The 19,788-nt window shown below is 39.5% G+C and carries 18 protein-coding genes and 1 riboswitch; all 18 genes read right to left on the bottom strand.

Annotation, left to right across the window (positions count from 1 at the left end; genetic code table 11):
• The 18 genes from BK581_RS15255 to nuoL all read right to left on the bottom strand — a co-directional run bounded on the left by BK581_RS15255 (nt 1) and on the right by nuoL (nt 19,715).
• A complete protein-coding gene (locus BK581_RS15255; RefSeq protein ID WP_078578966.1) occupies nt 1-1,278 on the bottom strand; it encodes an acetylornithine deacetylase in 1,278 nt (425 codons plus the stop codon).
• 121 nt (nt 1,279-1,399) lie between these two features.
• Nucleotides 1,400-1,499: riboswitch (TPP riboswitch) on the bottom strand.
• A gap of 202 nt (nt 1,500-1,701) precedes the next feature.
• Nucleotides 1,702-1,881, bottom strand: coding sequence for a hypothetical protein (locus BK581_RS15250; protein ID WP_078578965.1), 180 nt, complete (start codon nt 1,879-1,881; stop codon nt 1,702-1,704).
• Between the two features lie 121 nt (nt 1,882-2,002).
• Nucleotides 2,003-2,158, bottom strand: coding sequence for a hypothetical protein (locus BK581_RS20175; protein ID WP_169837732.1), 156 nt, complete (start codon nt 2,156-2,158; stop codon nt 2,003-2,005).
• Between the two features lie 34 nt (nt 2,159-2,192).
• Nucleotides 2,193-2,333, bottom strand: coding sequence for a hypothetical protein (locus BK581_RS20170; protein ID WP_169837730.1), 141 nt, complete (start codon nt 2,331-2,333; stop codon nt 2,193-2,195).
• A 146-nt stretch (nt 2,334-2,479) separates the two neighbouring features.
• On the bottom strand, nt 2,480-2,776 hold the full coding sequence (locus BK581_RS15245) for a hypothetical protein (RefSeq protein WP_078578964.1): 297 nt from the start codon (nt 2,774-2,776) through the stop codon (nt 2,480-2,482).
• Between the two features lie 706 nt (nt 2,777-3,482).
• Nucleotides 3,483-3,911, bottom strand: coding sequence for a 3-hydroxyacyl-ACP dehydratase FabZ (gene fabZ / locus BK581_RS15240; RefSeq protein ID WP_078578963.1), 429 nt, complete (start codon nt 3,909-3,911; stop codon nt 3,483-3,485).
• 155 nt (nt 3,912-4,066) lie between these two features.
• The gene (locus BK581_RS20360; protein ID WP_245829075.1) at nt 4,067-4,702 is read right to left on the bottom strand and encodes a DNA-directed RNA polymerase subunit beta; all 636 of its coding nucleotides are present in this window, start codon (nt 4,700-4,702) and stop codon (nt 4,067-4,069) included.
• Nucleotides 4,703-4,779: 77 nt separating this feature from the next.
• Nucleotides 4,780-5,610, bottom strand: a complete 831-nt coding sequence (locus BK581_RS15230) for a flagellar hook-basal body protein (RefSeq protein WP_078578962.1) — start codon at nt 5,608-5,610, stop codon at nt 4,780-4,782.
• A 31-nt stretch (nt 5,611-5,641) separates the two neighbouring features.
• A complete protein-coding gene (locus BK581_RS15225) occupies nt 5,642-6,466 on the bottom strand; it encodes a flagellar hook-basal body protein (RefSeq protein ID WP_078578961.1) in 825 nt (274 codons plus the stop codon).
• Between the two features lie 62 nt (nt 6,467-6,528).
• On the bottom strand, nt 6,529-7,533 hold the full coding sequence (gene mreB, locus BK581_RS15220) for a rod shape-determining protein (protein ID WP_078578960.1): 1,005 nt from the start codon (nt 7,531-7,533) through the stop codon (nt 6,529-6,531).
• 1,003 nt (nt 7,534-8,536) lie between these two features.
• Nucleotides 8,537-8,827 carry a sporulation transcriptional regulator SpoIIID gene (gene spoIIID / locus BK581_RS15215; RefSeq protein WP_095995560.1) on the bottom strand — a complete coding sequence of 97 codons (291 nt, stop codon included), beginning with the start codon at nt 8,825-8,827 and terminating at the stop codon, nt 8,537-8,539.
• Between the two features lie 559 nt (nt 8,828-9,386).
• Nucleotides 9,387-10,262, bottom strand: coding sequence for a M23 family metallopeptidase (locus BK581_RS15210; RefSeq protein WP_078578959.1), 876 nt, complete (start codon nt 10,260-10,262; stop codon nt 9,387-9,389).
• Nucleotides 10,263-10,496: 234 nt separating this feature from the next.
• Nucleotides 10,497-11,549, bottom strand: a complete 1,053-nt coding sequence (spoIID, locus tag BK581_RS15205) for a stage II sporulation protein D (RefSeq protein WP_322788440.1) — start codon at nt 11,547-11,549, stop codon at nt 10,497-10,499.
• 364 nt (nt 11,550-11,913) lie between these two features.
• Complete coding sequence (gene murA, locus BK581_RS15200; RefSeq protein WP_078578958.1) at nt 11,914-13,242, bottom strand: UDP-N-acetylglucosamine 1-carboxyvinyltransferase; 1,329 nt, start codon at nt 13,240-13,242, stop codon at nt 11,914-11,916.
• A 504-nt stretch (nt 13,243-13,746) separates the two neighbouring features.
• The gene (locus BK581_RS15195; RefSeq protein ID WP_078578957.1) at nt 13,747-13,986 is read right to left on the bottom strand and encodes a DUF1146 family protein; all 240 of its coding nucleotides are present in this window, start codon (nt 13,984-13,986) and stop codon (nt 13,747-13,749) included.
• Nucleotides 13,987-14,726: 740 nt separating this feature from the next.
• Entirely contained in the window at nt 14,727-16,181 is a 1,455-nt protein-coding gene (locus BK581_RS15190) for an NADH-quinone oxidoreductase subunit N (protein WP_078578956.1), read from the bottom strand.
• A gap of 1 nt (nt 16,182) precedes the next feature.
• Complete coding sequence (locus BK581_RS15185) at nt 16,183-17,718, bottom strand: complex I subunit 4 family protein (RefSeq protein WP_078578955.1); 1,536 nt, start codon at nt 17,716-17,718, stop codon at nt 16,183-16,185.
• Nucleotides 17,715-19,715 carry an NADH-quinone oxidoreductase subunit L gene (nuoL, locus tag BK581_RS15180; RefSeq protein ID WP_078578954.1) on the bottom strand — a complete coding sequence of 667 codons (2,001 nt, stop codon included), beginning with the start codon at nt 19,713-19,715 and terminating at the stop codon, nt 17,715-17,717. Before nuoL ends, BK581_RS15185 begins: the two co-directional genes overlap by 4 nt.
• Between the last annotated feature and the right edge of the window lie 73 nt (nt 19,716-19,788).

Genomic DNA, 19,788 nt, shown 5'->3' with positions numbered 1-19,788 from the left:
TTATAGTTCCTCCTTCTTCGTATGACTCCATTGATAAATAAACGTAAGCATAACTTTGGTGAAATCTATTAGTTGTGAAATCTCTACAGACTCGTTCGTGCTGTGGGCGTTTCGTAAATCACCAGGGCCGTATATTACGGTTGGAATTCCTGCCTCTCCCAGCCAACCACCGTCCGTCACAGTTTGTGACATACCCACTTGAGGTTTTGTTGTGAGTATATGCGAATGTGCATGCGTTAATTGTTGAACTAATGGCCCTTCTTGATCAATATTAAGGGATGGAAAGATTTCGCCCTTGTCTTCAATCATTGATTTTCCTCCCCATTTAAAAACGGGAGGATGATGTCTTAACCATGGATCAGCTTCTGACACCTTTAATAAATGGTCTTCAACCTCTTTCGCAATCTCCATATGGTTTTCATCAGGATAAAAATGGACCGTTATCCACAAACGGCATTCATCTGCAACGAAGGCTGCATGTCGCCCTCCTTCAATGACAGCTGGGTTAATGGTCGACATACCTGGCGGAAAACCTTGATAGGATTTTGTCACAGCCCAATGTTGTTCAAGCTCTTTTAACCCTTCGATAAGCTTGACCATTTTTTCAATGGCGCTCGCTCCATATAAACCGCCCCCAGCATGAACCATATTGCGGCGAAGAGCATCGTGGTAAGTTGTCGGGCTTTTAATCGTTACCCATCCTGTAATGACGCCCCCTTGACCTTGTATAGCGAGATTGCTCGTATCCACCACAATAGCTCCATCGGCTTTATATCCTTTTTCACAGCATTCCAATGTCCCTGCTTCTCCAACCTCTTCACCAATAACAGATTGAAAAATTACATCTCCTGGAAGGACAATCCCATTGTCCTTCAATAACTGTAAGGCGAATAAAGCGCCAGCCAGCCCCCCTTTCATATCTGCTGTCCCTCTTCCATAAATTCGCCCATCTTTCACAACCGGTTCAAAAGGATTCTGTGTCCATCCTACATTGTTTTCCACCTCTGCTACATCAATGTGACCATTAATGATTAAGCTTTGATAGACATCAGATTGTTCCCCTTTCAATGTTCCTACAACATTCGGATCATGTGGGAAGACATCCCATTGGTCAATAGAAAAACCTATCTCTCTTAATTTTTCAGCAATGAAAGACTGGGCTTCTTCTGTATTTCTTGCAGGAGGACTTTCCGTGGGAAAACGGATGAGATCTTTAACAAGGGTCAACAACTCATCGCGGTGATTATCCACCTGTGTAAGTAAATCATCTAATTGCATCAGCTTCTACTCCCTTCTGACCGAGTTAAGAAAACCAAAAAAGACCACTCCAATTGAAGTGGTCGTGGCAACAGTAGGACTTACAGAATATCTCACTTTAAAAACAATAAAACTCTCAAGTTAACTGCTCACACCACTTTCCTCCGCTAGTATTATCTAGATCAGGTCTGTAGGGTTAAGACATTGTCTCTCTCAGCTCAATAGCACCCCTAGTGGTTGTCTCTTATTAATTTATTAACGCATCTATCATAACATACTAGCTGTGAATTAGAAATATCTGTTTTGGAAAAGTCAGGAGCAGTAAGCGAATAGCTCATGATATAAATTCAACAAAAAATGGTATCAATCATGGAAGTTAACTGATTGATACCACCTTAAAAAATTTTTTGGCTAGTGCTGGTTAGGCCCCAGACTTTTTTATCATTACATATTGTCTTCCTCGTTCATTCCGTTGTCATCCATTCCCCCGTTATTCTCCATCCCTGGGTCATTGACTGGTTCATTGACAGGATCATTCACAGGGTCATTCTCTGCATCACCGCATGCACCGAGTACACCTAAAGCCATGACACTTGCCAATACAGTTAACATGAACTTCTTCATTAGTCATTCCTCCTTTCCATATTAAACACGCTGTCACTCTTTATAGATATGCGTTATTTCAAGTGATTTTATTCGCACTCTTTTTATCATTGAAGGAATCGTATACTTTTCACTCATAACATTACATATCTGTATCGGTGTTCATATCATCATTGACACCATTGTTTTCAAACCCACCATTGTCATTCAATGGGTCATTTTCCACATCTCCACACGCACTTAGTACACCTAAAGCAAGTATGCTAGTTAACGCCGTCATCACTAGTTTTTTTCTCATTTTAAATTCCTCCTCATAAAGATTAAAGTTTTAGTTAAATGTCTCCGTCATTCATCCCGTTGTTCTCTAAACCACCATTATCATTCATAGGCTGATTTTCCATGTCCCCACAAGCTCCTAAAACACCCACTACAAACATACTAGTCAAAGCTGTCAATATTAACTTCCTTTTCATGTAAACATCCCTCCTTTTTTGTTATGTCTTTACTTTGGAATATCGTTTTTATCACGGAAAACCTTCCATAAAATCTCCATTTAAAAATAGAGGGGAAAGCTAATCTATTTAGTCGAAAGAAAATACCCGTGGATTAAAGGCTCGTTTTATAGATCGTTGTTTGTATCATTATTGATCTCATCATTATTAAATCCACCATCATTTTCTCCCATATTATTATCCAATCCATCATTATCATCTAATCCATGATTGGCATCATCGTTTATATCCACATCCGTGTTATCAGTTCCGTTATTATCTAACCCGTTGTTATCAATACCATTCACATTATCTCCGTTCATACCGCCATTATTAATATCTGTATTGTCATTATCTCCACAACCTACCAGAACACCTAGAGATAACATTGCGGTTACTATTGTTAATATAAATGTCTTTTTCATAAGAAAATACCTCCTAATGATATGGATTGTGCTAATTAAACTTTCTAGCACTCATTCTATGTGCCTTATTTCCCGCTATGATTAAATCCAAACGTAAGCCGTTACATTTAGATAATCTCCCATACTTTTCACACAATGTCACAAAATTTCACGCTTATATCTACACGCTGAAGATTTCGTGTTTACTAATTAAAAGTAACTTGCCATCACGTTTAATGCTTGTATTTGTTTAATGGATTTCATTATTAAATTTCCTCCAATACGAACAAACAAACGAGCTGTGCTAAATATTCTCTATCACAGCTCGTTTGTTAAACAATTGCAAGAAAATACGGTGACGTTCGGAGAAAATAGCGATATTGGATAAAATGGGGTGAAAAAAGGGAGGTCGCGTCATTTAGCTAAAGACGAGTCACTGGAAAGTGTCCATCTGTAGTGCAAAACGTTTTTACACATGTGTTTAGTATAAAATATAACCAACCAATAAGGACCTGAGCACCCGGTAGCTCACGCCTATATTCTTCTCTCTTTTGACGCAAGTGTTTTACGAACGGTTATCTTTGATCAAATAGGGTCTATCACTTAATTCATTGTCAAAACAAAATCCTTAATATAGCAAAAGCTTATCTGCTCTTTAACAAGCAAGAAAAGCCAATACTAATGAAAAAAACACTGTCACATGACGTAGCATGCACAGTGCTTCTTATTATTTATCACCAAGAGCAAACATAAGCTCTGCTTCAGCAACGGTTTTTCCGTCCACAGAAGCTATCGCTTTGCCTTTACCTATTTTTCCACGCAACCTTGTCATTTCCACTTCTAAGTGAAGCTGGTCCCCTGGCCGGACTTGCCCTTTAAATCGACATCCATCAATACCCGCAAAAAAAGCAAGACGACCGCGATTTTCTTCTTTCTTTAACATGGCCACAGCGCCTACTTGTGCTAATGCTTCAATGATTAACACACCAGGCATAACAGCATAGTCAGGGAAATGACCATTAAAAAACTCTTCGTTTGCCGACACATTTTTAATTCCTACAGCTCTTTTTCCTTCTTCCACTTCTAAAATACGATCGATAAGTAAAAAAGGATAACGATGAGGAATAATTTCTTTAATTTCTTCAAGATTAAGCACCAATTAGTACCTCCTCATAATATGAGATGTCATATTTCTATTCTTAGTGTACGCTATTTTTTTCTCCTTCACAAGGACGAATCATATTCCTTCTATAAACAACAAAAAGACCGAGTGAGTAACTTATAACATTACTCACTCGGTCTATAGCTATATTACTGAGTCCGTTGTCGATCTGTTCCGTCAAATATAATATCATAAATATGATACCATGTCTCCGGTTTTAGCACGTCTGTCGGGGCTCCCCCATCTCCAACCAACCAATAGCCTACCATCGCTCCAAGGACGAGGCTGATCACCATAGCAATTACTATGATTAAGAGTCTTACCCAGATAGGGATAAGCCTAATACGCCCCTTCTTTTCACGCCGTTTTTGTTTTTTAGTCTTTTTCTGTGTTGGTTCAGTCTCATCAACATTTAGTTCGTCTACTTCAATGTGCTTTTCTTGGAAATCGTTCGTCTGTTCAATAAACCTTTCTCTTTCTGGCGGCATGTCAGTAGGTGCATCACTGGCAACATAAACCGAGTGATGCACGTTAGTGACATCACCGTACACGTCATTTTCTGTTGATTGGTTGTTATTCTTACGAGGTGACGATGACCTCTGTGACATAACGTTATTTTTCAGTGCATTTTCGGATGGACTCAATAGATTGTCCTCGTCCTCCCTTGGTTTCTTCCAAGAGCGGGGAGCACTAGTACGTTCAGTATTAGGTTGTAAGTCTACATTTTTGCTAGCATCCTCAGTTCTTTGCTTCGAATGCTTATTATGCTCGTTCTTTTCACTCATGTCAGGCTCCTCGTCACTTCTGTTTTACATGTTTATCTTACCATGATTCCAGTGAGGAATTAAAAACTTGCATTAAATTAACGTAAATTTGAGACGAGACCCATCATTTGATCAGTAATGCTAATCGCCTGGGAATTAAATTGATAAAAACGTTGAGCTTCCAGCATATTAGTCATTTCTTTTGACAGGTCTACATTCGATCCTTCAAGTGCAGACTGTTGAAAAACACCCATTCCAGCAGATTCTTCTAAAACATCGTCAATCCCAAAACCAAGTTCACCTAAATCTGGGAATGTAAAATTATTATCTCCTAGATTGACGAGAAGTTGGGGCTTCGTAATATTTACAAGCTGTAATTGGGCCACATCTTGAAAAGTTCCGTCAGGTAAAGCAATTTGAATCGTCCCATTATCAGTAATCGTAAATTCCTCAAAACCACCAGGAATAGATATAGGATTCCCGTCAGCCGCCAACACAAACTCACCTTCTGAGTTCACAAGATTATTTTCCCCAGGGGCATTCGGGTTAGGGCTTAAGTAAAAAGCGCCATCCCGTGTAAATCGTCGTTCACCAGTTTCAGTTGGCGCCAATTCAAAGAAGTAGCCTGGCTCCGTTAACGCTACGTCTAACTGTCGACCAGTTTCTTGAATCGCCCCTTGCTGAAATCTAACAGCAGTTTGAACAACAGCCCCACCGGACCCTACACGAATGCCATTAGGTGTTTGCCGTCCGATTTCTCGCGCTACATTTGGTTGATTGTTCACTTGCTGAAACAAAAGGTCAGCAAAACTTGTGTCACGTTGCTTATAACCCGTTGTATTTGCATTGGCTAAATTATGACCAATTGTATTAAGTTTCTGTTGAACTTGTCCCATTGTTACTGCTGAATTAATCATTGACTGGTTCATTGATGGCCACCTGCTTTCATATGTCTACCCATTATCCTAATCGTCCCACATTGTTTACAGCTCTCTCAAGACTTTGATCATAAGCTTGTAAAACTTTTTGGTTAGCTTCAAATGTCCGCAATGTATTCATCATTTCAGTCATCGTCTGTGCTGTATCAACGGTTGAGCGTTCAATAAAACCCTGTTGCAGTTGATATGTTACTGCTGCATTACCTACAGCTGTTATCACGTCATTTTCACCATCATATCGCAAAAAGCCGTTACCCTCTTTTACAAGTTGAGATGGGTCAGCCACTACCGCCACATTTATTTGACCAAGTAATTCGTTAGCATCTGAAAAAATTTGTCCGTTAGCTTCAACCCGGATATTTTCATTTTGGACATTGATCGGGTCCCCATCTACACCGAGAATGTAGTGGCCTTGTGAGTCCGTCAAAAAGCCTTGACCATCTATAGTAAAGTTACCATTTCGTGTATATCTAATCTCGCCATCATTATTTAAAATTTCGTAAACGAGAAGAGCATCTTGACCTGTATCATCGTCTTGTGGCACAAGACCTTGGAGAAGAGCAATATCTGTATTATTGCCTGTTTCTTGCATATCTCCTTGACGGAAGTTTGGTGTTTGTTCCTGCATATAGACACCCGTAGCTAGCTCCCCGACACGGTTTGTTCCAAATGCTTGTTGGTGATCCGTACCAAGCGCATTGATCAGCATATTAGGAAATGTTCTTAGTGAAGCTTGATCTGCTTTAAAACCTGGAGTATTAACATTTGATAAATTATTTGTAAGCATTTCCTGGCGTCTCTGTTGGGCAATCATCCCTGAGCCGGCTGCATATAAGCCACGAAGCATTGTCTTCACCTCTTTAGAAATTTGGTCTCTAACATTATATCGGCAGGCACCCTTAAAATGTTTTACAATTTCACTTTATTTTTATTTATTCGGTCTAAATTTTCTAAAAGGAGGCCTGTCCCATTAGCTACACAATCCATTGGTTGCTCAGCAATAAGCACTGGTACCTTCAATTCATCAGACAATAATTGATCGATACCATGTAAATAGGCTCCTCCACCAGTAATAATGATCCCCCGGTCAATGATATCAGCTGAAAGTTCTGGTGGTGTTTGCTCAAGAACGTTTTTAGCAGCCTGCACGATATGTTGAACAGACTCTTCCATAGCTAATCTAACTTCTTCTGAGTTTATCGTGATCGTTCGTGGTAGGCCACTTACCATATCTCTTCCTCGTATATCGATTGTTTCGTTTCGCGCTCCAGGGAACACAGTTCCCACTTCTTTCTTTATATCTTCAGATGTTCTATCACCAATCAACAATTTATACTTCTTTTTAATGTAATGTAAGATATCACTATCGAACCGATCCCCTGCCATTTTAATGGAGGCTGCTGTCACGATGTCCCCCATAGAAAGCACGGCAATATCTGTTGTACCCCCACCAATATCAACGACCATATTACCACTTGGTTGGTAGATATCCATCCCAGCTCCTACAGCTGCAACTTTAGGTTCCTCTTCCAGATAAATATTTTTCCCACCACTTTTTTCAGCCGCTTCACGTATGGCCTTTTGCTCCACTGACGTGATATTAGTCGGGCAACAAATTAGAATTCTTGGTTTTGAAAGGAGTCCCTTAACTTTAATTTTGTCCAGAAAGTGTTTAAGCATTGATTCAGTCGTATCAAAATCAGCAATAACACCATCTTTAAGTGGTCTAATCGCCACGATATTGCCCGGTGTCCTTCCAACCATTTTAAATGCTTCATCTCCCACAGCAAGAACTTTTTTTGAAGTCGTATCAATGGCAACAACAGAAGGCTCGTTTAATACAATTCCTCTCCCTTTTACATGGATCAATACATTTGCAGTACCTAAATCAATTCCAATATCCCTTCCAAACATGCTTCTTTCCTCCCGAGTAGTTATTGTATAGTGTGAACAAGGCTAAGTAACGGTTGCTTTAATGTAATCTGATAGGTCTTGATGTTTGGCATTCCTGTTCAGAATAGCACAATTACATAAGATACGGTTTGTACTCCAAGAAGTGTTACTAACAACATATAGGCTAAAAGATTCTTTAAATTAACTTATAGATTAAAACTTATGTTCCATTAAGGAATATTTAGTTATTTAGCCAAGCTCGGGAGTATTTATCCATATGATTATAATTATGCAACGTTCTGTTTGTATCTATTACTCTGCCGCTACTCTACAAACTTACATTTAACGTTGTAGCATGAAGAATGTAGAGTTTTCATATCCATTATAATATTTTATCATAAATTGTCGTCATAAGGGTAACGGATTTTGGCGTTTTTTTGTGCAATTGGAATTTGTAAGAGGAAGAGACAACCTGTAGGGAAGAAGAGGGATTCGATAGCAGCAGGCAGCAACTTCATGTAAGTCCAAATTTTAAAAAATGGCTAAGTCACTCACTAATAAATTACTTGTATTGATAGTCCCTTTTATTACATTGTTCCCTGTATTATCAATGTTGCTTAGAAGAAGTGGCTTAACGCCTAGTATCTTGGCGAAAAGCCTTCCTCCCTGATTTATGTCACCTTACTTGCTTTTACCATGTCTTAACATGAATAAATGTCATAATGCCATGTCACGCTCAATATAACGAATTTAATTGTAAATTAATATTAAAGTGTTCACCATTAGAAATGAACAATTGAAACGATAGATGTCGAATCCTGTGCGAAGGAGCGCCGTCTGAAGATTCATTCTGACTGTCCTTTGCAAAGGCAGAATGAGTTAAAGACAAGCCAAGCCCCATAGAAAACATCCATTTCTAGTGAAAAAAATAACGATACAGCCATGATTTATGAAGCCGATTTACGTTTTTAACTCTTTGTCACTAAGTGCTTCCTTAAGGGTCATTATGCAAACTAACTACTATCTAAATTTTTGTCAATTTCGATTCAGGTACTGGTAATTTTTCAGTCGATTGCTTATATTTAACTTTCGTTGCTTCCCCTCCCCGTAAATGTCTAATAGATTTGTGATAATCTAGAATCGTTTTAACTTGAGTAGCAAGGTCCGGATTAATTTCTGGTAAACGCTCCGTCAAATCTTTATGAACGGTGCTTTTTGAGACACCAAACTCTTTTGCAATCGTTCTGACTGTTTTTTTCGTCTCTACGATGTACCTGCCTATCTTGATGGTCCTCTCTTTGATGTAATCGTGCACATCTCTCGCCTCCCTTATCATTCTGGAGTTCAAAAAGACGAAGAAAAAGACAGCCTTTGCTGGAAGCAACGCAACCAGTCACTAACATCTTTGCGACTGATTTACAGAGGCTTTCTATGCAGCGTGCGTTTTTATTTCATGATCTATATACTTACATATCATCATATATAGACCCACTACCGCTCGTCTGCCACCCTCATCCTGTTTGAACCGACCTTCTCTTGCTGTGTTGTGCTAAGGTTTGTTAAATTTTATTAGACGAATGGGGAAGATATGCCTAAAAGGTGCAAAGAGGACTTGACCAAGTTCAAAATCAACGCATAGTACACTTTTATCAATAACATGTCCTTACTAAGGTAGTCTCTACATGATGAGGGTTCGCCACCTCACTTATATTTCTCACCTTCTTTACACATTTATAATGTTAGAATTTTCTCTCACAATGTTATTAAACTAAGTATTTTAGTCATATAAGTAACTTAACGAGGGTCGTCGAAATGCCTCTCATTTTTTCATTAACAATAAAAAAAGTCGAGGGTCTCCTCGACTTTACTAGAAATTAGCTATTTCCGTTTTCTTCGTTATTATCTTGATTATTTTCTTGACCATTTTCGTCCCTATCTTCATCCTCAGAACTATTCTCTTCTGCTTCAGGTACTTCTTCAGGCTCTTTCTGTTTCGCAGTGTCTTCATCTGACATGTCTGGTAAAGCTGTCAATCCTTGATCAAGATAGTCAAGAGGATTAACCGGGACGTTTGCTTTACGAATTTCGAAATGAGCATGGACGCCTGCCTCGCGATTGTAGAGATTTCTACCAGCTTGCCCGATAACATCTCCTTGTTTAACCGTTTGACCAGGCTCTAACGATACACCATCAAGACTTTGATAGATTGTCAAAATATCTTCATCATGTTCAATATGAACCACTTGACCAAATAGAGCATCTTCTTCAGCTTTTACAACTGTACCACTCATGGCAGCTGCCACATCAAATGTTTCACCGTCTTCTTTCGCTAAATCAATACCTCTATTTTGATAGAAATAATTGTTGTAACGAATGAACGCTTGCTCTTGATCTTCTAAGGATGTGTCAAAGTCATGAAAAATACCTACAACTGCTACTTCATTTTCCTCCAAGACAGGTAATTCAAACACCTCGTCATGGGAAACGGCTGGTACTGCCTCTTCGTTTGTTTCTGCATCTTCAGCAACATTAAAACGTTGATTATTTTGTTCAGACTCTATATTAAACTGAGAGTCTTTTTCTTCTGTTAAATTCTCTGATGTTGATGTCATCCATAAAAACGTCGTTAGCACCACAGCTGACATTGTGAGATACAATGCTGGCAACGCCCAGCGTTTTTTCATTAGGCGCTTTATTTTAGCCTGCAACTGCCCCCACTTGGAAGCTTGTTTTTCTTCTTGATTATTCATTTAATCACCACCTCAGCAACCATTCTGAACAAATTGCCGAGAATATATACATTATTTTGAAAATTTATTTTTCCTTCTAGATAATGCTTCCTCTAAAGCTATCACTTCAACTTGAAGGACGCATTATTTGATAGTAGCGTTTTACCTAGATTTATAAAGTCAAGCTTATCTCATTTAGCAGTAATCTACCTATTTTCAGTATCAATTGTTATTCGCGATGCGTTTCCTCATTCTTTATACTGGTTTATCTGTATGTTTATGATGAACGAGAACAGACTCTGCTTCCTCAATAGTCACACCTTTATAATAATAGTTAATAATGTCTTCATATGAGTAGCCTTCTCTCGCCATTCCGTCTGCACCAAATTGACTCATCCCTACTCCATGGCCCCAACCGCGTGTTTCTACTACCACTTTATCTCCCTTAATCTCCCAAGTAAAATCACTTGAATCTAACTCTAACGTCTCTCTTATTTCCCTTCCAGAAAAGGTATGACCATCAATAATCAGCTCCGCGACTCTCCCACCTGTTGTACGTGAACTTATTTCTCCTATATCCTTATCACGAATGGTAACTTGAAGAAGCGTTTCTATTTCGTCAATCGTAAATTCCCTCTCATCTTTATATCTTGGAGATTCTGTGTCCCACGGACTTTCCACACTTCTTAAATAAGGTATTTCATTTTCCCAATACTCTTCAGAATTCTCAGTATAACCATTACTTGTGGAGAAAAAGGTTGCTGTAATAGGCTCACCTTCATATGTTATGACCTGCCCCTCTGTTTCATAAACAGCCTGTCTAATACGGGATATTTTCCAATCAAAATCACCGCCCCACGCTTCTTCTAACTCTGCTTCATTTTGAAAAACTTGATGAAGTTCTGTATCTGTAACATCGGCCCCCTCTGGCAAATTAAGATCGCCTCCCTCTAACAGCTGTCGAATTAAATACGTCCGTGCTGTTAACGCCTGAGCTTTTAATGCTTCTATTTCATAAGAGGCAGGCATTTCCGACCCCACAACACCAACAATATATTCTTCCAGAGGAACATTTTCTATCACTTCAGTCCCGGCTCTAAACACTGCCACTTGTTCAATATGCTCAATTGAATTTGACAATTCTTCCTTCCCCTCCTCCTCATCGAGATTCTTATTAGTATTCCCAACAACCGGAAGCTCTTCATTAAACTCTTCCAAAGCACTCCCACCCGTTGTCACCAGCAACGTAGGTACAAGTAACACAATTCCAACAAAAATGAGCGCCGAAAAAATTATCTTCTTTATCACCTACTCTTCCTCCTGTTCTTCAATTTAGTAGTTTCACTATGTAAAATATCCATTAGCTCTTATCCTCCCCCCTATTTATTCCTAGTCTATGAACTCTATGGATCGATTAGAACATCCCTTATAAAATTTGATAGTTTTAGCTTTTATTAATTGTGCCACCAAGATGCCAGAGGACAATTAAGGCCTTATCCTCATATGAACGCATTGTTTAAAACTCCTCCTATCTATAGAACCGTCCCTTTATCCGAGGAGACGCATTTCGATCTTTAAAGGTTTTTATACGATTAAAAACCCAAGCAAGTCACCTTTAGGAAAAGGAGACCTGCTTGGGTCATCTTATGATTTTTAATAGTGCACTATAAGATCAAGAAGCAAAATTAGGATCTAACTTTAACGGCGCTGGCGCTTCTAAGTTTTCCATCTCTACTTGCTCTTCTGTGATACGCTCAATATCTGCACCAAGCGAACGTAATTTTCCTGCAAAATCAACATATCCTCGATCAATATGTTGGAGTTCAGTTACTCGTGTATAGCCGTCTGCCACCAATCCAGTAAGTACAAGAGCTGCCCCTGCACGAAGATCAGTAGAAGCCACTTCAGCCCCTTGAAGCTTCATAGGACCGTTAATAATTGCTGCTCGGCCTTCAATTTTAACATTACCGTTCATACGGCGAAATTCCTCAACATGCATAAATCGATTTTCGAAGACTGTTTCAGTAATAACACTTGTTCCTTCAGCATTCAGCATTAATGCCATAATTTGCGATTGCATATCAGTCGGGAAACCAGGATGAGGCATCGTTTTAACATCTACCGCTTTTAATTTTTCAGGCCCAATAACACGTACACCATTATCTTCTTCTATAATGATAACGCCCATTTCCGACATTTTTGCAATAAGCGGACGTAAGTGCTCCGTCATTACATTCTCAATGAGCACATTACCGCCTGATATAGCTGCAGCAACCATAAATGTGCCTGCCTCAATTCTATCAGGAATGATCGTGTGGTCTGCACCTGTTAGTTCATCCACACCTTCAATTTTAATCGTCCCTGTACCGGCCCCACGGACTTTAGCACCCATCGCATTTAAATAATTAGCCAAACAGACAATTTCTGGCTCTTCTGCTGCATTTTCAATAATAGTAGTTCCAAGAGCAGTAGTCGCAGCCATCATAATATTCTCTGTAGCCCCTACGCTTGGAAAGTCTAAATAAATTTTATTACCATATAAACGTCCATCAACCTTAGCCTCAATAAAGCCGTTGCCAATTTCAACTGTTGCTCCCATGGCTTCAAAGCCTTTGAGGTGCTGATCAATCGGTCGAGAACCAATAGCACAGCCTCCCGGAAGTGCTATGCGGGCGTGCCCTACACGTGCTAACAATGGTCCCATGACTAAAAAAGAGGCACGCATTTTTCTTACATACTCAAATGGCGCTTCAACAGCGAGGTCCTTCTCAGCATCCACGACGATATGGCCACTTTCTTCATATTCCACATTTGTATTAAGATTCCGTAAAACTTCGTTAATTGTGTATACGTCAGCTAAGGCTGGTACATCATATATGTGACTCTTACCTTTGCTGGCTAAAATTGATGCAGCGATGACTGGCAAAACAGCGTTTTTGGCTCCTTCAACTCGGACAGTGCCGCTCAAGCGCCTGCCACCGCGGACGATGATTTTTTCCAATGTATTCCCCTCCGCGTCAGATTGTTTATTTCATTCATATTCATAAGTAACCATTCCTGTGCCAATTGCAGAGTGGCTTTACACCTAAACCGCCTAATGTATTTATGGTTACCTGTAAGATAGGCCGGAGTCTTTTGCACAAAAGGGTAATAACTGCAATGAAAAAGTCTCGGGCAAGATCATCTTACGTATTAAAGTCGAACGTCGTGTCTGTATTAATTTCAATAACTATTTTTAAAGCTAAAATTTGTCATTTCGTGTCATGATTTGTCAGTACGTTTTAACCGAACCAGTATGCCTTATACTACAGATCCTAATTCTGGGAATGTCAGATCTTTCACCGCTTAGACATAATGAATGCTCTTAATAGCATTGTTACCCTTAACGGTGGTGCCATACATGGAAGTATCCGCTAATGTGCTAGTAACACAATAGCTGCTGGGTGTTTCTTGATTGGAAATAATAGATAGACTTGTTTCTGGATAATACGCTTAGTTATAAGTATTAAAAAAGGTATCTAAGATTTGTTGACCATTCTAAGTAATCCAGTAAAAAGCGTGTGATAATGTGTGTCAATGCTATTGTCACCAAAATCATCAACACTTTCGCTTTCACACCATCAGGATTTTTGAGAAACAAGTCGAATTTAAACGACTGCATCGACCACCAAACGATAGTAAGCACCATCAAACTTATCATAATCCCAAATAAGGATTGCTGTCCCATCGGTAGTAAATCGATCATTTCCTCGTCCTCCAAGCCCTTCTAACTAAGTCAATCCAGATTGTTTGCCTGTAAGTATTTCCAAGAACGAATAAGTGAAAAAACTTAATAAACAGGCACAATGATAATAATAACTGAAAAGATGTGGTAATGCCACAATTTTTTTGCCCTTTCTTTGTAAAAAGAAGTAGGTCAAAAGAATCATTTTTAAAAGTGCCATTATTGGGAAGTTTTTTAACGACTAAGTTTGGACCCCTATTCTTACAGTTCACCATTATAAAACCTGTCAAACCTATTTATTTTGCTTAACTTAACAGTGTTGTCTTTCTTGCTCTCATTTAAAGAATAGCTTCATTTTGACACCCTTCGATCTTCACTTATATACGGCATCTTTAAGCGTTTTATGACCGTTATTGACGAATTTAGTATCATTTTTTTTATCTTTTGGGACATACTAAAAATAAATCATCTATGTAAAAAAGCCGCTATTTTTTATCAAATGAACAGGCAACGTTGAGACGTCTAATATAACGTATTTTCAATCAATAGGCGTTTTATGGACGGTTATCTGTGATAAATAAATTGAACCATGATCCTATAACAGCAACCATGGTTCTGTTTATGCATATTAATTAAGAAACAGTTATCTATTCTAAAGATGTTTATGTTGTAATTCCTTTACAAAAAACATGTGATTTGGACACGGACACGAGTAATGATAGTGTCGAACTTATTGGTTTCAACGCCAATTTCCCTCGATCTTATAAAAGACGCATCCAGTCAAAAGCTGTAAATATGTCCATTAACCACCCTGGTAAAAAGCCTAGTACTAATGTGAATGTAAATGCTACTGTCACAACTACCTTTGTCCCTAGACTCGGTGACAATGTTTTATCATTCGCTCTCGGTTCCACCATAAACATTTGTTTAATAATCCCAAAATAATAGACAAAGGAGATAACACTGGTCACAATCATCACAACTGCCAGCCAGAGCATATCACCTGAAATAGCAAGGATGAAAATATTAGCCTTACCTACAAATCCTGCTGTTAACGGCATTCCTGCAAGTGACAAAAGAAATACAGTCATCGCTACTGCCATATACGGAGAGCGACTAAACAGCCCGGCAAAACTGTTTAAGTCATGAGAGCCAGTATCTTCAGTGACAAGGAGAATAATGGCAAAGGCGCCGATTGTCATGAAAAGATAGGCCACACTATAAAACATTAATACGTTTACCCCAACATTCGTAATGATCGTTGCAATCGGTACAAGGATATAGCCTGCTTGTGCAATTCCTGAATAAGCCATTAATCGCTTAACATTCCGCTGTGGCAGTGCGATCAAGTTACCAGTAATCATCGTTAAGGCTGCCATCGTTGCGATAATAAATGCCCATTCCTGATATATCCCTTCAAAGCCTGTAACTAGTACTCTCAACACGAGTCCAAAGCCAGCTAGCTTTGAAACGACTGACAAGAAAGCTGTTACAGGAGTTGGTGCTCCTTCATAGACATCTGGCGCCCACATATGGAATGGTACCATGGCTATTTTAAAACCAAAACCACCTAACATGAAGAAAAAGCTTAAATAAATCATGAAAGTGTAATCTTGAAATAACTGGGGCATCGATGCCCCGATCTCAACTAAACTTGTTGATCCTGTTAATCCATATAGAAAGGACATGCCATACAGAATAAACGCTGAAGCTGTTCCACCTAGAATGACGTACTTGATAGCCGCCTCACTTGAATGACGATGATGCTTTTTAAACCCAGCCAAACAATAGGAGGAGATGCTTACTATCTCAAGACCAATAAATAACGTAATAAGGTCCGCCGATGAGACCATGAGCATGCCACCTAGTGCGGAAAACAACATTAATGAGTAATATTCACCTTGATAAACGTCTTTATGTTTCTCTAAATAACTCATGCTAATGAGAATGACAGCGACGACACCGCTTAAAATAATAAGCTTAAATATCATCGCATATGGGTCGATGATGAAAACATCTGCAATTGATCCACTCGTTCGGTTAGTCATGACAACTAAAACACCTGTGATAATTAAGCTTAAAACTGAAAGACGCCCAATAAAAGGTTTCCTTCCATGAATTCCGGTCATAAAATCAATTGTAAATATAAGTAGAGCCAGTGTGCCTAACGCAATCTCTGGTGTTAGTAAGGCCCAGTTAGTATCAAAAACAGTCATGTCATCCCCCCCCTATTCGCGACACTAAGTCGATGACTGTTATATTAATGACATCACTCAAGAGATGCGGATAAACACCAATGGCTAAGCTTAAACCAAGCAAACCGATCATTGGGATGTATTCCATAGGTTTTGCATCTATTAATTCACCGTACTTTTCCTTCATTGGTCCAAAAGTCGTCCTTTGCATAGCCCACAAAAGATATCCAGCAGTGAAAATAATGCCTATCGCTCCTATCACCCCAAGAGTAGCAGCAGCTGGAATTAATTCTTCAGATGCTCCAAAAATACCGATAAAGGCCAATAATTCACTAACAAACCCAGACAAGCCTGGAAGACCTATCGATGCCATGGCAGCTGCCAGCATAAAACCAGCTAATATGGGAATCGATTTCGATAACCCACCTAATTCAGCAATAGTACGCGTTTTAGTCCGCTCATAGATGGCTCCCACCATGAAGAAAAGAAGAGCTGAAATAAAACCGTGAGACACGAGTTGAAAAATTGCCCCTTGCATCCCTGCTGTTGTAAAGGAGGCCATTCCTAAAAGGACAATCCCCATATGACTAATACTCGAATAAGCCACGAGAGATTTTAAATCGGTTTGCACAAGGGCTAATAAAGCCCCATATATTATATTAATGACCCCGAGAAGGGCAATTAATGTGGCAAACCTAGCTGCTTGATCAGGTAATACACCGAAACCTGCCCGCAATAATCCGTAACCTCCCATTTTTAACAGCACACCTGCCAGTATCATACTTGCAGCAGTAGGTGCTTCCACATGGGCATTTGGCAGCCATGTGTGAAATGGGAAGACTGGCAATTTTATAGCGAATGCAATAAATAGCCCTAGAAACAGGCCACCTTTAACTGTCCCTGTTAATACATCTGGATTTAAAGGATTTGCATAAATATCCGCCATCGTCAGCAAGCTAAACGAGAGCACCTGGTAGTTCATGGCTTCTGCTCCTTTAACAAACATGGCGATAAACGTCATAAACATGACGGCACTCCCAAGCCCCGTATAGACTAAAAACTTAAAGGAAGCATATGCCCGCCATTTACCTCCCCAAATACCAATTAAGAAAAACATTGGTATGAGTGTCAATTCAAAAAACAAGAAGAAAAGGAGCATATCAAGCGCTACGAATACCCCTAACATGCCGCTTAAAAGTATGAGTATCCAAATATAAAACTCTTTTACCCGGTCATTTATTGAAAAAGAGGCCACAATGGCTAACGTTGTTACAAGTGTCGTAAGAAGTATGAGCGGCATAGATAAACCATCAAGCCCAATTTCAAAATTAATTTGTAAGAAACCAATATTAAACCATTCTGTTACGGTGTAATACTGTATATCAGACGTACTTCTGTCAAATCCTGCAAAAATGAAGAGTGAGAAAAGAAGTACGGCTGCCGATGTCCCTGTAGCAATTGAGCGAATGACATTGACTTGCTCTCGAGGAATCATCACGATTAGCAGCGTCCCCACTAAAGGTACAAATACGAGCCATGTTAAGCTATTTCCTATCATCCGATATACCCCCTTAGCAAAAAGACAGCCGCGATAATAATAATTCCACCAAATACAGAAACTAGTCCATACGTTTGTAGTTGGCCATTGTGACCACGTCCAAGTCTCTTTCCGATCCCAACTGATGAGTAACCTACGAGCTTAACGAGACCATCAATAACCATCTTATCCACTTCCCATAAAAATCGTCCTAAACCAACGATTGGTTTAATCACAGTGGCGGCATAAATTTTGTCTAAGTAGTAGTTGTTTAAAAGAAGCTTATGAAGGTAAGGAGCTTTTTTAGAAAAAAATGTCTCAGCAATAAGACCCTTATAATAGATCGCCCACGCAAGGCCGATACCTCCTAAAGCCACTAACAATGATAATGCAGCAAGCCACAATTCCCCATGCGGTTGAACACCTATACTCAAACCGGACGTAAGGAAGTTTTCCAATGGGTGCCCTAATACAGGTAAATTGACGAAACCTGCCACGACAGCTAAAAGGGCAAGGATAATCAATGGGTACGTCATGAGTGGTGAATTTTCCTTCGGCGCCTCATAATGTTCTTGCCCTACATCAGGGGAGGATGTCACATCTTTTTGTGAGGTATCATCACGCGGATTATCAGCTTCTGCCACGTCAGCTGCATCATACGTGTCAACTAGTGGATCGTTAGCTGTTGAATCATCATGGTCCCCGCCACGGTACTCCCCTGTAAATGTTTTAAAAAAGAGGCGAAACATATAAAAGGCTGTCATAAAAGCGGTTACGAGAGCTAAACCAAACAGAAGACCATTTCCATTTAATAAGGTAGAAGCCAGAATTTCTTCTTTACTCCAGAAACCAGCCAATGGAAATATACCTGAAATAGCTAAAGCACCGATCAAAAATGTAATGGACGTCAGACGCATCTTATGCCACAAACCACCCATATGGCGAATATCTTGTCGGTGATGAACCGCATAAATCACACTACCTGCACCAAGGAAAAGTAAGGCTTTAAAGAAGGCATGCGTCATTAGATGAAATAAGCCAGCCACATAACCAGCAGTACCTAACGCTAGCATCATAAATCCTAATTGACTGATGGTCGAGTAGGCCAATACTCGTTTTATATCTGTTTTCACAATTGCCATGGTAGCTGCTAGAAAAGCTGTTAAAGCACCGATATACGCCACTACTGTCAAGGCTGTAGGTGATGCTAAGAAAAGAGGATACATAACAGCTACTAAGTAAACACCCGCTGCTACCATCGTTGCCGCATGTATTAAGGCACTGACTGGAGTAGGGCCTTCCATCGCATCTGGCAACCAGACATGAAGTGGAAATTGTGCTGATTTCCCAACAGCCCCCATGAAAATTAGAAGGGCGGTAACAGTCAGCATGGTGTCATTAATCAAACCGTTCTCAATCGTGCTATAGATTCGGCTATAATCAAAACTTCCGGTCTCGTTAAATAGTAAAACGAGACCTATTAAAAGCCCAACATCTCCTATTCTAGTAGTCAAAAAGGCTTTCTTTGCCGCCGCAGCAGCTTCAGGCTTAAAATACCAGAATCCAACAAGCAGGAACGAGCAAAGGCCAACTAACTCCCAAAATATAAATAACTGTAAAATATTTGGAGCAAGAACTAGACCTAACATTGAAAAAGAAAATAAACCTAAATAAGCATAAAAGATATGGATTCTACTGTCATCATGCATATATTCCTTTGAAAAAATATGCACGACTAGACTGACGAGAGTGACAATGATCAGCATCATAGCATTTAATGGGGTAACCTCAAATCCCATCGTGACAAAGGAGTCACCAAATGCTAACCAGTTTACAACATACGTATAAGTTTCTCCGCCTATCCGTTCGATTAGAACACTTACGGATAGGATAAATGAAAGAGCCAAAGCTGCTATCCCGACATATGGCGACTTTTCCTTAAGTAGCCGTCCAGCAAATAGCAAAATGAGGAAGGCGATAAGTGGAAAAACCGGTATTAACCAGGCACTTTGTAGCATGTCATCACCTTTTCTTTACATAGTTTTATAAACGAATATGCACGCTATACTAGTAAGTCAGTAAACGTTTAGT

The sequence above is a fragment of the Salipaludibacillus agaradhaerens genome (genome assembly GCF_002019735.1).
GTDB lineage: Bacteria > Bacillota > Bacilli > Bacillales > Salisediminibacteriaceae > Salipaludibacillus > Salipaludibacillus agaradhaerens.
The sequence above is the reverse complement of the archived record's forward strand: the minus strand, read 5'-3'. Positions and strand labels throughout refer to the sequence as shown.

Bases quoted from the DNA above. Each gene is read 5' to 3' on its own strand.
- BK581_RS15255 (WP_078578966.1), bottom strand. From the start codon at position 1,278: ATGCAATTAGATGATTTACTTACACAGGTGGATAATCACCGCGATGAG.
- BK581_RS15250 (WP_078578965.1), bottom strand. From the start codon at position 1,881: ATGAAGAAGTTCATGTTAACTGTATTGGCAAGTGTCATGGCTTTAGGT.
- BK581_RS20175 (WP_169837732.1), bottom strand. From the start codon at position 2,158: ATGAGAAAAAAACTAGTGATGACGGCGTTAACTAGCATACTTGCTTTA.
- BK581_RS20170 (WP_169837730.1), bottom strand. From the start codon at position 2,333: ATGAAAAGGAAGTTAATATTGACAGCTTTGACTAGTATGTTTGTAGTG.
- BK581_RS15245 (WP_078578964.1), bottom strand. From the start codon at position 2,776: ATGAAAAAGACATTTATATTAACAATAGTAACCGCAATGTTATCTCTA.
- BK581_RS20360 (WP_245829075.1), bottom strand. From the start codon at position 4,702: ATGAGTGAAAAGAACGAGCATAATAAGCATTCGAAGCAAAGAACTGAG.
- BK581_RS15230 (WP_078578962.1), bottom strand. From the start codon at position 5,610: ATGAACCAGTCAATGATTAATTCAGCAGTAACAATGGGACAAGTTCAA.
- BK581_RS15225 (WP_078578961.1), bottom strand. From the start codon at position 6,466: ATGCTTCGTGGCTTATATGCAGCCGGCTCAGGGATGATTGCCCAACAG.
- mreB (WP_078578960.1), bottom strand. From the start codon at position 7,533: ATGTTTGGAAGGGATATTGGAATTGATTTAGGTACTGCAAATGTATTG.
- BK581_RS15210 (WP_078578959.1), bottom strand. From the start codon at position 10,262: ATGAATAATCAAGAAGAAAAACAAGCTTCCAAGTGGGGGCAGTTGCAG.
- BK581_RS15195 (WP_078578957.1), bottom strand. From the start codon at position 13,986: ATGATCGATTTACTACCGATGGGACAGCAATCCTTATTTGGGATTATG.
- BK581_RS15190 (WP_078578956.1), bottom strand. From the start codon at position 16,181: ATGACTGTTTTTGATACTAACTGGGCCTTACTAACACCAGAGATTGCG.
- BK581_RS15185 (WP_078578955.1), bottom strand. From the start codon at position 17,718: ATGATAGGAAATAGCTTAACATGGCTCGTATTTGTACCTTTAGTGGGG.
- nuoL (WP_078578954.1), bottom strand. From the start codon at position 19,715: ATGCTACAAAGTGCCTGGTTAATACCGGTTTTTCCACTTATCGCCTTC.